At 56.9% G+C, this 15534-nt stretch carries 13 protein-coding genes and 1 other RNA gene; 6 read left to right on the top strand and 8 right to left on the bottom strand.

From position 1 onward, the window contains the following. Window positions 1–136: 136 nt before the first annotated feature. Window positions 137–715 carry a GNAT family N-acetyltransferase gene (locus J8X26_RS15810; protein ID WP_152325895.1) on the top strand — a complete coding sequence of 193 codons (579 nt, stop codon included), beginning with the start codon at window positions 137–139 and terminating at the stop codon, window positions 713–715. A 39-nt stretch (window positions 716–754) separates the two neighbouring features. Here J8X26_RS15810 and J8X26_RS15805 read toward each other — a convergent pair whose 3' ends face one another. The 3 genes from J8X26_RS15805 to J8X26_RS15795 form a co-directional block, all read right to left on the bottom strand. Continuing rightward, window positions 755–2284, bottom strand: a complete 1530-nt coding sequence (locus J8X26_RS15805) for an MFS transporter (protein ID WP_208951354.1) — start codon at window positions 2282–2284, stop codon at window positions 755–757. A gap of 300 nt (window positions 2285–2584) precedes the next feature. After that, window positions 2585–3469 (bottom strand): MurR/RpiR family transcriptional regulator, encoded by an 885-nt coding sequence (locus J8X26_RS15800; RefSeq protein ID WP_165057103.1) that lies wholly within the window; start codon window positions 3467–3469, stop codon window positions 2585–2587. Window positions 3470–3571: 102 nt separating this feature from the next. Then, window positions 3572–4444: an N-acetylmannosamine kinase gene (locus J8X26_RS15795; protein ID WP_208951353.1), complete on the bottom strand. Its 873-nt coding sequence runs from the start codon at window positions 4442–4444 to the stop codon at window positions 3572–3574. 142 nt (window positions 4445–4586) lie between these two features. Between J8X26_RS15795 and J8X26_RS15790 the strand changes: the two genes are divergently transcribed. Together J8X26_RS15790 and J8X26_RS15785 are read left to right on the top strand one after the other, a co-directional pair. Next, window positions 4587–5303, top strand: coding sequence for an N-acetylmannosamine-6-phosphate 2-epimerase (locus J8X26_RS15790; RefSeq protein ID WP_208951352.1), 717 nt, complete (start codon window positions 4587–4589; stop codon window positions 5301–5303). 44 nt (window positions 5304–5347) lie between these two features. Beyond that, window positions 5348–6238: a dihydrodipicolinate synthase family protein gene (locus J8X26_RS15785; RefSeq protein WP_208951351.1), complete on the top strand. Its 891-nt coding sequence runs from the start codon at window positions 5348–5350 to the stop codon at window positions 6236–6238. A gap of 259 nt (window positions 6239–6497) precedes the next feature. Here the strand turns inward: J8X26_RS15785 and J8X26_RS15780 are convergent, their stop codons facing one another. The 4 genes from J8X26_RS15780 to J8X26_RS15765 are packed head-to-tail and all read right to left on the bottom strand — an operon-like array spanning window position 6498 to window position 10782. After that, a complete protein-coding gene (locus J8X26_RS15780; protein WP_208951350.1) occupies window positions 6498–7427 on the bottom strand; it encodes an ROK family protein in 930 nt (309 codons plus the stop codon). Next, a complete protein-coding gene (locus J8X26_RS15775) occupies window positions 7424–8290 on the bottom strand; it encodes an ABC transporter permease (protein ID WP_208951349.1) in 867 nt (288 codons plus the stop codon). The genes J8X26_RS15780 and J8X26_RS15775 overlap by 4 nt, the downstream gene beginning before the upstream one ends. Continuing rightward, window positions 8290–9210 (bottom strand): ABC transporter permease, encoded by a 921-nt coding sequence (locus J8X26_RS15770; protein ID WP_208951348.1) that lies wholly within the window; start codon window positions 9208–9210, stop codon window positions 8290–8292. The genes J8X26_RS15775 and J8X26_RS15770 overlap by 1 nt, the downstream gene beginning before the upstream one ends. Window positions 9211–9237: 27 nt before the next feature. Then, entirely contained in the window at window positions 9238–10782 is a 1545-nt protein-coding gene (locus tag J8X26_RS15765) for an ABC transporter substrate-binding protein (RefSeq protein WP_208951347.1), read from the bottom strand. Window positions 10783–11006: 224 nt separating this feature from the next. Here J8X26_RS15765 and J8X26_RS15760 point away from each other — a divergent pair, with 224 nt between their 5' ends. Genes J8X26_RS15760 through J8X26_RS15750 form a run of 3 tightly spaced genes read left to right on the top strand, consistent with a single transcriptional unit; the run spans window position 11007 to window position 15414 of the window. Then, on the top strand, window positions 11007–12146 hold the full coding sequence (locus J8X26_RS15760) for an ROK family transcriptional regulator (RefSeq protein WP_208951346.1): 1140 nt from the start codon (window positions 11007–11009) through the stop codon (window positions 12144–12146). Window positions 12147–12158: 12 nt separating this feature from the next. Continuing rightward, the gene (locus tag J8X26_RS15755; RefSeq protein ID WP_208951345.1) at window positions 12159–13592 is read left to right on the top strand and encodes a M81 family metallopeptidase; all 1434 of its coding nucleotides are present in this window, start codon (window positions 12159–12161) and stop codon (window positions 13590–13592) included. A gap of 1 nt (window position 13593) precedes the next feature. Next, complete coding sequence (locus J8X26_RS15750; RefSeq protein WP_208951344.1) at window positions 13594–15414, top strand: ABC transporter ATP-binding protein; 1821 nt, start codon at window positions 13594–13596, stop codon at window positions 15412–15414. A gap of 55 nt (window positions 15415–15469) precedes the next feature. Here the strand turns inward: J8X26_RS15750 and J8X26_RS15745 are convergent. Next, window positions 15470–15534: non-coding RNA, RtT sRNA (locus J8X26_RS15745), on the bottom strand; the annotation flags it as partial.

The raw sequence follows: 15534 nt of genomic DNA, 5'->3' as shown, positions 1-15534 counted from the left end.
GGTTTGTCAGCTTTATTTTGACGGGAATAACTCCGCGGATTTCCAGGCTGATGAGTTCACGAATGTAAAATTCGCGCCGCGTGTGGTAATAAACACTTTCGCCGGTTATTGCGCGAGCCACAACAAGGAGTTATTCATGGAAACCTTTACCGTTCCGGTGGCCTTTCCACCACTGAAAATCGTGACGCCCCGACTGACGCTGCGGCAGTGGCGCGACAGCGATGCCGGTCCGTTTGCTGAAATGAATGCTGACCCGCGGGTGATGGAGTTTTTTCCGTCCACAATGACCCGGGAAAAAAGCGACGAGATGCTCGCCCGTTGCCGGGATTTGATTGCAGTTCGCGGCTGGGGGATCTGGGCGGTGGAGCTACGTGATACCGGTGAGTTTATCGGTTTTGTGGGTCTGCATACGCCCGGCTATGATTTGCCGTTTACGCCGTGTGTGGAAATCGGCTGGCGGCTACGTGCGGACGTATGGGGAAAGGGCTATTGCAGCGAGGCGGCGCGTGCAGCACTGAATGCCGGATTTGAACAGCTCGGGCTGGATGAAATCGTGGCCTTTACAGCCTTGCCGAATAGGCGCTCGCAGGCGGTGATGAAGAAAATGGGGATGACGTGTGATATCAGTGAAAACTTCAACCATCCGGCCGTGGAGAAGGGAAACTGGCTTGAGGAGCATTGCCTGTACCGGCTCAGACGGGGGGATCTCACTTAAAGAAAAGGGCCAGAGTGGCCCTTTTTGCTGTGTGCCGGTTTAACTGCGCGCGCATCCCGGTTTCTGAAACGCCGGTTTTACCCCCGCTGCGCCGCTGAAGGGCTGACCGTCGATGGCGTCGTGCATTCTCAGGCCGGAAGGGCGGATCCAACGCTGTACGCGGGAAGGCATATCAAAACCAATCAGCAGAATAACGACAAACGTCAGGCTGAATGACAGCGAACCCAGCGCAGTGCCGAGGCTGAGATGCTGGGAAATCGACGCGCCCAGTATCGGTGCCAGTGCGCCGCCCAGCGCCCCGACGTTATAGGTGAAACCCAGACCGGCCGCGCGCTGTTCGGTATCAAAATATCCGCCGAGCATTTTAGGCAGTAATCCCGCGATGCCCTGACCAAGCATTTGTTGTAAGAACAACAGTCCGCCGAGGAAAAGCATGTCCGAACCTTTGATGGCGAACAGCGGAATAATCAGCAACTGAGAGATCAGCAGGCTGGTGACGTAGGCTTTGCGCGTGCCCAGCCAGTCGCCGAGGAAGCCGCCGACGCAACAGCCGACTGCCGCGCCGAAACCGCTGAAAAACAGGACGTTGCCAACGGTATGCGGGTCATAACCCAGATCTATTTTCAGGTATGTCGGTAACAATGCCTGAATCGGCCACGAATACAGGAAGGCGCAGAACACCACCAGCATCAGCATCACACCGGTCGGCCAGCGTTCGCCGCTGGTTTGCACCATGAAGCAGATGAAAATGGCAGCGCAGGAAATCCCGAGCACGGCGACGAAAGGCGCAGACACCATGCCGGTGAAACAGGCGTAAAGCGCCGCGGCGGCAAAAAGAGTCAGCCCGATGTTGAGATAACTGAGGCGGCTGCGATAGAGAATATCGACCATGTTGCGGTCACTGTGCTGTTTGCTTTGCTGGTTTTTGCGCTGAGATTCTTTCCAGTCTTCGGCTTCGGGCAGGTTTTTACGCAGCCACAGCGCGAAAATGATCGGCAGCAATCCGATGTAAAACAGCATCCGCCAGCCGAAAGCCGGAACGATATAAATGTATGCCTGCGCCGCCAGCACGGCACCGATTGAGAAGCCGGAGATCAGAAATCCGCTGGCTTTGTTACGCATGTTTTTCGGCCAGCTTTCCATCACGTATGTTGAGCTGGAGCCGTATTCGCCTGCCATGCCGATGCCGATAACCAGGCGCGCGATAAATAATGTGGTGTAACCCGGTGCCAGCCCGCAGGCCAGCGTGCCGCAGGAAAAGAGGACGATGCTGGTGATCATCGCCAGTTTGCGGCCACACCGGTCGCCCATCGCGCCGAGCACTAATCCGCCAAACCAGCGGGAGATAAAGGCAGCGGAAATCAGACTGCTGGCCTGTAGAAGCGTCAGGCCGAACTCCTGTTTAATGTCCGTCAGCACCAGCGTGATAATCACAAAATCAAACCCGTCCAGGGCGTAACCGACCCAGGCGGCGGCGAAGGCTTTCCATTGCGCAGGTGACAATTGTTTGTACCAGCGGGGCGCTTTAGTCTCTGGCCTGTCAGCACGAGGCCGTAATGAATTGCTCATATCGTCGCTCTCTCCACATCCCGTCGGTCACGGGCAAAATTGTTGTCGGGGGTCGCTCATCGTCTCTGTTTTCGTTTTCAGCTTTTACCGCGTTTTGCTCCAAGTTAAATATTAATTAGGAGTAAAACTCCATTTGAGTGTATTAGATCGCTCCTGCATTTCAATCACTGACTGAGAAAAGTGTGATAAAGAAGGTGAAATGCTGAACAGGGAAAGATAAGCAGCAGGATGGAGAGGTCACAAGGCGCGCTGAAAAAGGATCAGCGCGATGAAAGCCGGAAAATGCGGCAGGAAATGGTTTTAGCGGGCGCCGTGCTGGCTGATGGCCTGCGTGGTTTTACGTTTGGTTTGCTCCGCCTGCACAGGATCGGCTTTCACCAGCAGCGCGTAAATCAGGTCGAGAACGAACAGTTGCGCGATTTTGGTGCCGATGGAGTCGCCCTGCAATTGACCCTGCTTGTTGCCGTTGATCAGCACGTAATCGGCCATGTCGGTGATGGGAGAACCGACATTATGAGTCAGCGCGACGGTGGCCGCACCGGCTTCTTTCGCCAGTTTCAGCGCATGTACCGTTTCGGCGGAGGTGCCGGAATGGCTGATGCCGATGGCGACATCGCCGGGCTTCATCAGAGAAGCCTGCATGTACATAAAGTGATTGTTGGTCGCTGCGTCAACACGCAGTCCGATACGCATCAGCTTGCTTTTCGCGTCTTCAGCGGTAATGCCTGAAGAGCCCAGCCCGAAAATACAAATCCGGTCGGCGGGGCGCATCAGCTTCACCACCTGTTCAACGTTTTCCAGCGACAGCAGATTGATGGTTTCGGTCAGCACGTTATTGATCGCTGACTGCAATCTTCCGGCAATCGCCTGCGGGCTGTCGGCGTCCTGAACATCGGCGTCCAGCAGGCTTTCTTCGGGATCCGGACGCGTCGCCACTTCGATCGCCAGATCCATTTTGAAATCCTGAAACCCTTTGTAACCCAGCGTGCGGCAGAAACGGATAATCGTGGCTTCACCGGCCTGCGTGAGGGTGGAAAGTTCAGCGAGGGAAAGTTGCGTGACTTTGGAAGGTTCGGCCTGAATATAAACCGCAATGCGCTGCGCGGAGCGGGTCAGGCTGTTTTGCATCGCCCCCAGAGCATCAAGAATTTTACCTGGTTTGAAATGTTGAGCACCCGTTTTCACGTGGACACCTCGGGGGAAAGAGTGACAGAAACAATGATTTAACCGGTGCACATCATTACATAGTTGGCTGACTCCGTGAAGCCTGATTACCGCCGCACAGGGCTACAATGTGGCTCTGGCCCATAATGCTGCACCGATTAAACCGCTGTCCTGCCGGTGATGCGCAGAGCGCAGCGCAACCCGGTAAATCGCCGGTAACTGGTTAAGCGCATGCGCCACTTTTTCCCGATACCCCTCCGCCAGCCCGACGCTGCCGCCCATCATGACGACGTCCAGATCCAGAGAAATATGCATATCTGCCAGCATTGACGCAACGGCGTCCGCTGAACGGCTGATCACCCGTTGCGCGTCGCAATTTCCCGCGCGGGCGCGTTCGAAAACCTGTTCCGCGCCCAGCGGTCTGGCGTTCTCCATCATCGCATGGCCGATGGCGGTACCCGATGCGACGCTTTCGACACAACCGCGACGCCCGCAGCCGCACAGCCCGCCTTGCGGATCAAACGCGGTATGGCCGATGTGCCCGGCCAGCCCGTTGCGGCCGGTTAATAATTTTCTGTTCCAGATAATTCCGCCGCCCACGCCGGTTGAGACGGTGACAAACAGTGCGTTATCGCAGGTTTCCTGCACGGCCTGATATTCCGCCCACGCCGCAGCCTGTCCGTCATTGAGTACCACATTCGGTAAATCCGCTACGGCGCGGAGGCAGTCTTGTAAAGGAAACCCTGACAGCCCGCCGAGATTCCTCGGGTTCAGCGCAGTCAGCCGCCCCTGACTGATGATGCCGGTCGAGGCAACGGCAATCAGATCGACCCGGTTACGCCACGGGGTAATCAGCTTTTCCAGCGCGCCGGCTAACCCGGCGGCATCACCGTGTGGCGTGGCGATCTGCTGACGTTCCGACACCGTGCCGTCTTGCGCCACCATGGCCGCCGCAATTTTTGTCCCGCCAATATCCAGTGCTAACACGTTTCCCATCTGCGTTTTCCTCATAAAACTGAATGCCGGTCACTAACATGAAGCGGTAACGGCGATTTGCGTCATTGCGCCCTGAGAACAAAAGATCTACCATGATTGGAGTTATACTTCATTTAATATTTAATATTGGAGTTTTGAGTTCATGGTAAAGACAAACGTGCGCAACATGAATGATCTCCTGACCCTGCTGGACAAAGGGCTGATCGTTTCCTGCCAGCCGGTGCCCGGCAGTGCCATGGACAAACCGGAAATCGTCGCCGCGATGGCGTGTGAGGCGCTCGACGGCGGGGCGGTGGCGCTGCGTATTGAAGGCATCCGCAACATTGAAGCGGTGCGCCGGGCCACGGATGCGCCGGTTATCGGCATCATCAAACGTGACCTGCCGGATTCTGACGTGCGGATCACGCCCTGGCTGGAAGATGTTGACGCGCTGAGCGCCGCCGGAGCCGACATTATTGCTTTTGACGTCACACAGCGTTTTCGCCCCGTGCCGGTTGAGGCGTTGTATCAGCGCGCCCGCGAAGCCGGATGCCTGACGATGGCCGACGCATCATGTCTCGAAGATGGTCTTCTGGCGCAAAAACTGGGCTGTGATTTTATCGGCACCACGCTCTCGGGCTATACCCAAACGCCGGTGCCCGAAGCACCGGATATTGCGCTGGTCCGCGCACTGGCGCAGGCCGGATGCCGGGTGATTGCCGAAGGTCGTTATAACTCCCCCGCGCTGGCTGCTGAAGTAATGGCAGCGGGCGCTTATGCCGTTACCGTCGGTTCTGCCGTGACGCGTATCGAACATATTTGCGGCTGGTTTTGTAAAGCCATTGCGCAAAATGAACAGAACAAACTGACCGGTTTCTGAGAAAACGGACTGATTCCCTTAACTTCCCATTGATGAGAAAGCACATGAAAAAATTAACAGGTCTGATTGCTGCTCCACACACGCCATTTGATGCGCAGGGTGAGGTGAATTTTCCGGTCATCGATCAGATAGCGGAACATCTGGTGAACGATGGCGTGAAGGGCGTTTATGTCTGCGGAACCACCGGTGAAGGTATTCACTGTTCAGTTGAAAAACGCAAAAAAATCGCCGAACGCTGGGTAAAAGCGGCGCAGGGAAAATTAAGCATTACGCTGCACACCGGCGCACTCAGTATTAAAGACGCAGTGGAATTATCGCGTCACGCCGAATCGCTGGACATTTTTGCCACGTCGGTGATCGGGCCGTGCTTCTTTAAACCGGCAAACGTGGATGACCTGATTGATTACTGTCAGGCGATAGCATCGGCGGCACCGTCGAAAGGTTTCTATTATTACCATTCCGGCATGTCTGGCGTGAATCTGGATATGGAACAGTTCCTGATCAAAGGCGGATCCAAAATCCCGAACCTGTCTGGCATTAAATTCAACAGCGCAGATTTGTATGAATTCCAGCGCTGCCAGCGTGTGAGTGGCGGTAAATTCGATATCCCGTTTGGCGTCGACGAACACCTCCCCGGCGGTCTGGCTGTCGGTGCCATCGGCGCAGTCGGCAGCACCTATAACTACGCCGCGCCGTTGTTCCATAAAATCATTGATGACTTTAACGCCGGAAATCAGACCGCCGTCCGTCAGGGCATGGATCGCGTTGTAGCCCTGATTCGCGTACTGGTGGAATTCGGCGGTGTCGCCGCAGGCAAAGCCGCGATGAAACTGCACGGCATCGACGCCGGCAACCCGCGCCTTCCGCTGCGCGCACTGACCCGGGAACAAAAACAAACCGTCGAAAACCGCATGCGTGATGCATTAAGTTTATAAAAAATAAGAAAGGACATGACCCACCAGCGATCTAAAAATGGCGCGCTCAAAATCCTGCTGAGCGGAGCGGCTTCGAGACCTATGGCTTGAAGACCGGGCGAAGGAAGCACACAGTGCCAGGATTTGCACCACCTGCAAATTTGCCAGAACATGTCCGTCGTCCCAGCGATAGCATGTTGTTTAATAGCCGGAGATTCTAAAGAGGCGCGGCGGCTGGCGCCTCTTTAGGCCAGTTTGGGTGGCAACCCAGGGTCTTGACTTAAGACCCGATCCTCCCCATCACCGATGCCCCCACCAGCCCGCCAGCTGTCAGAAATTTCCCCGGTACCAGCAGTGTCTCGGCATAATTATGTAAAACACCTTTACGCACAGCCTGATCCAGCGCCGCAATCAGCGCCGTCGCAGACGCCAGGCCGCCGCCCGCGACAATCCGTGAAGGGCCGAGAATATTCACCAGCAGCGCCAGCGGTTCGGATACGATTTGCAGCCAGGCGTTTACCGTCAGCCCGCAGGACGCATTACCGGCTTGCCAGCCGCTGACGATCTCCAGACTGGTTTTATCCTGCTGATGGAAATGCTTATGCAGGCGCTCAAGGCCGCGCGCGGCACCCAGCATGTCGAGGCAACCGGTCTGACCGCAGCCGCATTTGAGACTCGGAACGGCGTAGGTTTCTCCGTCAATCATGACTTCGGTGCGCGTGATAGCGCCGTGTCCCCATTCGCCGGTGACGCCACCGTGGCCGCGAACCAGATGGCCGTTAATCACCACGCCGCCGCCGACGCCGGTACCCAGAATAATGGCCACAACCACCGCATGATTTTGCGCGTTTCCGGCGTGGGCTTCGGCCAGTGCAAAACAGTCGGCGTCGTTAGCGGCGGTGACCGGGCGGTTCAGCGCCGCGCTCAAATCTTTCGCCAGCGAGCGTCCGGTGAAGGCCGGAATATTGGTCGCCAGCAGTTCGCCGGTTTGCGGAGAAACCAGCCCGGCAGTGGAGATCGCCAGCGGGGTTGATGCGGGTAAATCACCGCCAAACTGCGTAATGAAGTTTTGCATCGCCGTCACGAAATCATCCCACGACGAAACGGGTGTCGGCACTTTGCCGCATTCTTCCACTTCGCCGGAAGTGCGGGAAACGCCAAACTTAATAAATGAACCGCCGATATCGGCGCAGAAAACTGCAGAACTCATGAGCGTGTGTCCAGTAAGTCGCGCAGCCCGTCGCCCAGTACGTTAAAACCAAGCACGGTCAGCATAATGGCCAGACCCGGGAACAGCGAAAGGTAAATATTTATGCCGAGGAAGTTACGGCCATCGCTCATCATGGTACCCCATTCCGGCATCGGCGGCTGCACGCCCAGACCCAGAAATGAGAGGCTGGCGGCGGCGAGAATGACGGTGCCCGCGGTCAGCGTCGATTGCACAATGATCGGGCCGATGGCGTTGCGCAGAATGTAATGGACAATAATCCGGTAATTCGACAACCCCAGCGCCTGCGCGGCTTCGACGTATTCCATCTGCTTTAAACCGAGCGTGAGGTTACGGCTCAGACGCGCATAGACCGGAATGGCGAACAGCGAAATGGCGATCAGTAGATTGACCAGCCCGCCGCCGAGAATGCTGACCACCAGAATCGCCAGCACGATGCCCGGAAACGCAAACAGCATGTCCATAAACCACATGATGATCATGTCGGTATAACGACCGGCCATACCGGCAATAATCCCTAACGGAATGCCGATAATCATTGCCAGCCCGACACTCAGCACCACTTCGACAATGGAAATCCGCGCGCCGTAAATGACGCGGGCAAAGATATCGCGGCCATAATCGTCGGTGCCAAACCAGTGATCGGCGTTCGGCGCGAGCAGGGTATCAATCAGATCCTGTGCATAAGGATCGTGGCGGGCGATCAGCGGCGCGAATAACCCCATCAGGACGACCAGGCCGACAATCAGGCCGCCGAGTATCACCGCAGGATGACGCCAGCACCAGCGAAACAACCGCAGCGTGCGCGGTTTGCGACGGGGTAATTGCGTGATAATGGCAGACATTAGTCGAACCTTATTTTTGGATTCAGGAAGGCTATCAGTAATTCACCGAGCAGGTTCATCACCACCACGCCGCAAACGGCCACCAGCGCGACGCCCTGGATCACCGGATAATCGCGATAGCGTACGGAATCGACCAGCAGACGGCCAATGCCCGGCCAGTTGAAGACGGATTCCGTGACCACCGCGCCACCAATCAGACTGCCGAAATTGAGCGCCACAATGGTGACAATCGGGATCAGTGCGTTGCGAAAGGCATGGCTGCAATAAACCGTGGTGGCGGATAACCCTTTGGCGCGCGCGGTGCGGATGTAATCTTCCGACAATACGTCGAGCATGCTCGAACGTGTCATGCGTGCCATCACGGCCATTGGTAAAACCGCCAGCGTGACCGAGGGCAAAATGTAGCTTTTCCACGACGTGGCGCCGAGCAGCGGCAGCCAGCCGAGATTCACCGAAAAGGTATTCATTGCCATCAGACCGAGCCAGAAGTTGGCGACAGACGCACCGGCAATCGCCAGCAACATCACGCCAAAATCCGGCCAGCGGTTGCGGTAAACCGCGCCTATCATGCCCGCCGGAACGCCAATCGCTACCGCCAGAAAATATGACAGCACGGCGAGCATCAGGGTGTACGGCATACGCTCGCCGATTTCCTGCGTCACCGGTTGTTGCGACTGCAACGAGACGCCGAGATTGCCGTGCAGCACGTTACCGGCAAAATGCAGATATTGCGTGACCAACGGCTGATCCAGTCCGAGGCGCACGCGCATGGCGTCCACCGCTTCCTGTGTGGCTTCAGGCCCGGCCATCAGGCGTGCCGGATCGCCCGGCAGCGCACGGATGGACACAAAAATCAGCATCGACACCCCGATCAGAATGATCGGGAAAGCGATAAGTTTTTTGGCAAGATAGGCTTTCATCACTCATTTCCACCGTAAATGACGCTGTTATTTTTTCTGTGCGTCTTTGACCACGATCTGACCGCCCGGAATCATCGTCACGCCGGAAATCCCGGTGCCGGTGGCGTACAAATCATTCTGGTAATACAGCAAGACCTGCGGCGCCTGCTGGTTGATTTCTTTCTGCGCCTCCACGTAAATCGCGTTGCGGGTATTTTCATCCAGCGTTGACGCGGCTTTATCTAACATTTCATCGAGTTTCGGATCATTAAAGAAGCCGAGATTTGCGCCGCCCGGTGCAAAGCTTTTGCTGTAATACAGCGGACGAAGTTGCAGATCTGCGCCGTTCGCGCCGGAAGACCATGACGCCAGAATTGCGCCGGTGTTATCGGCTTTTTTTCCGGCCTGATCGGCAAACGCGGCTTTGGTCCACACGCCGCTTTCCATAATGCGCACGTCCAGTTTCACGCCAATTTTCGCCCACATGCTTTGCAGCACCTGGCCGATCCGCGCGTCCTGACCTTGCACCGCAATCGACATGCTGAATCCGTCAGCGACACCGGCTTCTTTTAACAGCGCTTTGGCTTTGGCGAGATCCAGAGGATACGGGTTCAGCGTTTTGTCATAACCGGCGGTAACCGGTGCCAGCGGGGAATTCGCCGGTTGCGCGAAGCCGGACATGATGGCGCGCACCAGCCCGTCGCGGTCGGTGGCGTAGTTCAGCGCCTGACGGACGCGAACGTCGCTAAGCGGTTTGAGATCGGTGTTGAGCGCGACCCAGAACACGGCGGCACCCGGACTTTCGTGCAGGCTGAATTTCGGATTGTTTTTCAGTACGCGGGCGAACTGCGGCGGCACCGGGTTGATGACGTCGGTTTCACCGGCCTGCAACGCCATGTTCATGACTGACGGCTCGGCGCTCCACGTCCATTTGATGTCGTCCGGCCCGGCGGCTTTATCACCCCAGTAGCCCGGATATTTTTCTTCCAGCACGAATTCGCCGGTTTTGTACTGCACCATTTTGTACGGGCCGGTGCCGACGGCTTTGCTGTCGAGCGTGCCGGTTTTATCCGCCGCCGGGCTGACCATCAGACACGCGCCGGTGGTGAGTAAATTCAGGAAGGCCGGATACGGTTTTTTCAGTTTGAAGACAACAGTGGATTCGTCGGTTTTGGTCACGCTCTCGAGGAAGGTGCGCAGACGTCCGCTGGCGGCCAGCCCGCGCTTGGTGTCGAGATGGCGGGCGAAGTTGGCGACCACAGCGTCGGCATTAAACGGCGTGCCGTCGTGGAATGTTACACCGCTGCGCAGTTTGAATGTCCAGACCAGACCGCTTTCATCGCTGCTCCATGAGGTGGCGAGCGCGGCTTCCGGTTTCAGCTGAGGCGACATGCGCAGCAGACCTTCGTACATCGGATCCAGCACCGTGCCGGTAAACGTGGCGGTCTGGTTGCCAGGGTCCATGCTGCGCGGCGCTTCGTTTTGCATCACGTTCAGCGTGGCGGCGACAACCGGCAACGAAAACGCGGCGAGAAGGGCGCTGCTCAGCAGTGATAACTGCACGGGACGCCGGATGTAACGGGTAATCTTCATGTTCTGCCCTCTGCGTGAAAAATCGGATTAAGTGGCTCTGGCTACGTCGTTTTATTGCGTTATTCGACAGATCTCATTACAAGACATTTTTTAACAAATAGTTCATATGAAATACTTATATCGAAACATTTAGTTTATTTTGTGAACTAATTGGCATTGATATATCCATTTTTACCGTTTAATGTCAATGCAGATGAGCCAAAACTGAGAGCAGCGAAACGAATATGCTAACAACTTTGCAACGTCAGATGTTGGGGGCGGTCAATGCCTCCGGCGGCATCAGCCGCACAGAGCTGGCGCAGCTTTCGGGAATGAGCAAGGCGGCGATAGGCGGCGTGGTTCGCGAGATGATCGACGCCGGTTTTCTGCATGAAGCCGAAACGGTGCCCGGCAGCGGGCAGGGAAGGCCGTCGGTGCGCCTTGTGGTTCACCCGGACGGCGCGTGGTTTGCAGGCGTTTCTTTGCTGCAAAATCCGGCGCAAATGGCGCTGATCAATCTGCACGGTGAAATTCTCTCACGGGTGTCATTTGCGGCTGATTCCGACCCGCAGCGGCTGGCAGAAAACATCGCACAGGCGCTGCCGGACTTGCTTGAACCGCATCCTGAAGCGGCCAAAAAAACGGTCGGGCTCGGGGTGACGTTATCGGGCCTGATTGATGAACATCAGTCCACCTGCGTGCAGTCGGCGCTGCTGGGCTGGCGCGATGTGCCGCTGGCGAAGCTGATTTCGCAGGCCACCGGCATGGATGTGGCGATTGAGAACGATGCCAAAGCGCTGGCGGTGAGTGAGAAAAACTTCGGTCAGGCGCGTGATCTGAGCAGTTTTACGCTGGTCAGCCACGGTGCGGGGATCGGCAGCGCGCATTTCATTGCCGGAAAACTGCACCGCGGGCTGCACGGCGGTGCCGGGGAAATTGCCCACTGCACGCTGGAGCTCAACGGTTCGCCGTGCCGCTGCGGAAAGCGCGGTTGTCTGGACACGCTGGCTTCACTCAATGCGATTGCTGAAATGGCCAGATCCGAAGGGCTGGATGCCATCACCATCGGCGGGCTGGAACAACAGGCGATGCAGGGCGTCAGCGCGGCGATCCGCATTTTGCATCGCGCCGGTTCTGCGCTCGGCCTGGCGATATCCCATCTTATTCAGATTAACGACCCGGACATGATCCTGATTGCCCATCAGGACGCGGATTTTTCCGGCCTGTTTGGCACCGTGGTTCAGCAATCTATCGAAGCCAACGTGTTGCCGGGTAACGCCGGGAAAACGCCGGTTCGCACTTTCACCCTAAACGACGACACCTGGGCGCGCGCGGCGGCAAGCATTGCTGCGCACCGCTTTCTTGTCGGCCTGAAGCCAGTCTGAGGAATCATCAACATGCGTATAGCTGTCAGCGGTATTCATATTGAATGCAGCACTTACAACCCGGTTCTCAACGAGGAAAAGGATTTCACTGTTGTTCGTGACGCGCAGCTGCTGGCGTCGCCGCGTTTTCGTTTTCTGCAAGATTATCCGGCGACGTTTTTGCCGACAATCCACGCCCGCGCCATTGCCGGCGGGCCGGTCGCGCCGGCGACTTACGACAAATTCAAAACGGAAATGCTGGCCGGGCTGGAAGCGCAAAAACCGTTTGATGGCCTGTATCTGGCGATGCACGGCGCGATGTATGTCGAGGGGCTGGAAGATGCGGAAGGCGACTGGATTGCCGCTGCGCGCAAAGCCGTCGGGCCGGACTGCCCGATCAGCGTCAGTTACGATTTGCACGGCAATGTTTCGCAGCGAATTATCGATGCGATTGATATGTTTTCGACGTACCGCACCGCGCCACACATCGACGTGGAAGAAACCATGCGCCGCTCGGTCGCCATGTTAGTGAAACATCTGCAAACCGGCGAAAAACCGACGCTGCTGTGGGTGCCGGTGCCGGTTGTGCTGCCGGGCGAACGTACCAGCACAGAAGATGAACCGGCGAAAAGTTTGTATGCCCGTCTGCCGGAAATGGATGAAGTGGACGGCGTGTGGGACAGTTCGCTGATGGTCGGTTACGTCTGGGCCGATGAACCGCGTGCGACGGCGGCGGTGATCATGACCGGTACTGACCGTGCTGCGCTCGAAGTTCAGGCAACAACTCTGGCGCAGGCTTACTGGGATGCGCGTGAAGATTTCGTGTTCGGTTGTGAAACCGATACGGTGGAAGCCTGCGTGCGCAAAGCGATTGCCTGTGAAACCCGTCCGGTGGTGCTGGCAGATTCCGGCGATAACCCGACCGGCGGCGGCGTCGGTGATCGTGCGGACGTGTTGCAGGAATTGATCAAACAGTATGCGCAAAATGTAGTGGTAGCCGGAATTGCTGACGCGCCTGCGACCGACGCGGCGTTCAACGCCGGTGTGGGATCGGTATTAACGCTGACGCTGGGCGCTTCGCTGGATCACTCCAGCCCGCAGGTGAAAGGCGAGTTTGAGGTGATTTTCCTGCTCGATGCGCTGGCACCGGCTGACCGTCAGGCGGTATTGCGAACTGGCGGCATTGACGTGGTCGTGTCGGCGCGCCGTCGTCCGTATCACAACATCAGCGATTTCACAGTCCTGGAGCTGGATCCGCATACCGCGGATATCGTGGTGGTGAAATCCGGTTATCTGTCGCCGGAGCTGGCGCCGATTGCCAGCCCGAATCTGATGGCGCTGTCAAACGGCGTGGTCGATCAGTTCGTCGAACGTCTTCCGCGTAACCGCAAGGCGCGTAAAACTTTCCCGTTCGACCGCGATTTCAGCTATGTGCCGCAGGTTCAGCTGTCGGCAAGGAGCAAATAAGATGAACGAGCCGCAAAACCGTCAGCCCGTGCTGAGCGTTAAGCATCTGACCACGTCCTTTCGCGGGGAAGACGACTGGCTGCCGGTGGTGCGCGATTTGTCGTTTGACGTCTATCCCGGCGAAACGCTGGCGATTGTCGGCGAATCCGGCTCGGGAAAAAGCGTTACATCGCTGTCGGTGATGCGTTTGCTCAAGGCGCAAAGCAGCCAGATTGAAGGAGAAGTACGGCTGAATCAGCGCAGTTTGCTGGCGTTATCGGATAAGGAGATGCGTGATATTCGCGGCAACGAGATGGCGATGATTTTTCAGGAACCAATGACGTCGCTCAATCCGACGTTCAGCATCGGGCGGCAAATCGCCGAAAGCCTGAAACGTCACCGGGGAATGTCCTCTTCTCAGGCACGGGCGGAAACGCTGAAACTGCTGGAGAAGGTGCGCATTCCCAATACGGCAAAACGGTTTGATGAGTATCCGCATCAGTTTTCCGGCGGGATGCGTCAGCGCGTGATGATTGCCATGGCGCTTGCGCTGAAACCCAAACTGCTGATTGCCGATGAACCGACAACGGCGCTGGACGTGACGATTCAGGGACAGATTCTGGACTTGATCAAAACGTTGCAGGAAGAAGAGGGCATGGCCGTTTTGTTTATCACGCACGATATGGGCGTGGTGGCGGAAATCGCCGACCGGACGCTGGTGATGTACCGCGGCGAAGCGGTGGAAAGCGGGGCGACGGAGGATATTTTCCATCGCCCGCAACATCCTTATACCCGTGCGCTGCTGGCCGCCGTGCCCAAACTCGGATCGATGCGCGGCCGCGACTGGCCGCTGCGTTTCCCGCAAATCAATCTGCAAACCGGTGAGGCGAATACGCCGCAGGAAGTGGCCGGAACGGTCGATGCCGGGCTGACGCCGCTGCTATCGGTGAAGAATCTGAGCGCGCGTTTTCCCGTATATGGGGGCGTATTCAGCCGTCAGGTCGGCGCAGTTCATGCGGTTGAAAACATCAGCTTCGAATTATTCCAGGGCGAAACGCTTTCACTGGTCGGGGAATCCGGCTGCGGAAAATCGACGACCGGCCGCGCCGTGACGCGTTTGCTGAAGCCGCACAGCGGCGCGATTAATTTCGACGGTTTTGATGTGATGAATCTGGGTAAACGCGATATTTTGCAAATGCGTCAGCGCATCCAGATGATTTTTCAGGATCCGTTTGCCAGTCTGAATCCGCGTATGCGCATTGGCGACGCGCTGATCGAACCAATGCTGCAACACAAACTGCATAACCGCAGCGATGCGCGGGAAAAAGCGGCGTCGCTGATGCAAAAAGTCGGGTTGTCGCCGGATATGTTGCGTCGCTTTCCGCATGAATTTTCCGGCGGTCAGCGTCAGCGAATTTGTATCGCCCGTGCGCTGACGTTGGATCCCAAAGTGATTGTGGCCGACGAGTCGGTTTCCGCGCTGGATGTGTCGGTGAAAGCGCAGGTGGTTAATCTGCTGCTCGATTTGCAGGAAAGCATGAATCTGTCGTATCTGTTTATTTCGCACGATATGGCGGTGGTGGAACGGGTCAGTCATCGCGTGGCGGTCATGTATCTGGGGGAAATTGTTGAGATCGGCCCGCGTGCGGCGATATTCGATAATCCGCAGCATCCGTATACGCGCAAACTGATGGCGTCAGTGCCGGTGCCGGATCCGTCGCGCAGAATGTTGAAACGGCAGATGCAGGTCGATGAGCTGAAAAGCCCGGTGCGCGATAATGGTTTTATTCCGCCGCAAAGGCAGTATCAGGAAGTATCAGCAGGACATTTTGTTCAGGTTTGAATTGGAATCTGGAAAGGTGCTTTTTGGAGAAGAGACTCAGGGATGAGTCTTGAGATGGTGGTGGGGGAAGGATGACTCGGCCTGCGGCCTCGCCCTTCGGGCCGTTGCTGCGCAACGTTG

The organism is Rahnella sp. ChDrAdgB13 (assembly GCF_017655185.1).
Taxonomy (GTDB): Bacteria; Pseudomonadota; Gammaproteobacteria; order Enterobacterales; family Enterobacteriaceae; genus Rahnella; species Rahnella contaminans.
The sequence above is the reverse complement of the archived record's forward strand: the minus strand, read 5'-3'. Positions and strand labels throughout refer to the sequence as shown.

Coding starts and splice junctions, on each gene's coding strand:
- J8X26_RS15755 (WP_208951345.1), top strand. CDS start 12,159: ATGCGTATAGCTGTCAGCGGTATTCATATTGAATGCAGCACTTACAAC.
- J8X26_RS15760 (WP_208951346.1), top strand. CDS start 11,007: ATGCTAACAACTTTGCAACGTCAGATGTTGGGGGCGGTCAATGCCTCC.
- J8X26_RS15780 (WP_208951350.1), bottom strand. CDS start 7,427: ATGAGTTCTGCAGTTTTCTGCGCCGATATCGGCGGTTCATTTATTAAG.
- J8X26_RS15790 (WP_208951352.1), top strand. CDS start 4,587: ATGGTAAAGACAAACGTGCGCAACATGAATGATCTCCTGACCCTGCTG.
- J8X26_RS15775 (WP_208951349.1), bottom strand. CDS start 8,290: ATGTCTGCCATTATCACGCAATTACCCCGTCGCAAACCGCGCACGCTG.
- J8X26_RS15750 (WP_208951344.1), top strand. CDS start 13,594: ATGAACGAGCCGCAAAACCGTCAGCCCGTGCTGAGCGTTAAGCATCTG.
- J8X26_RS15785 (WP_208951351.1), top strand. CDS start 5,348: ATGAAAAAATTAACAGGTCTGATTGCTGCTCCACACACGCCATTTGAT.
- J8X26_RS15795 (WP_208951353.1), bottom strand. CDS start 4,444: ATGGGAAACGTGTTAGCACTGGATATTGGCGGGACAAAAATTGCGGCG.
- J8X26_RS15770 (WP_208951348.1), bottom strand. CDS start 9,210: ATGAAAGCCTATCTTGCCAAAAAACTTATCGCTTTCCCGATCATTCTG.
- J8X26_RS15805 (WP_208951354.1), bottom strand. CDS start 2,284: ATGAGCAATTCATTACGGCCTCGTGCTGACAGGCCAGAGACTAAAGCG.
- J8X26_RS15810 (WP_152325895.1), top strand. CDS start 137: ATGGAAACCTTTACCGTTCCGGTGGCCTTTCCACCACTGAAAATCGTG.
- J8X26_RS15765 (WP_208951347.1), bottom strand. CDS start 10,782: ATGAAGATTACCCGTTACATCCGGCGTCCCGTGCAGTTATCACTGCTG.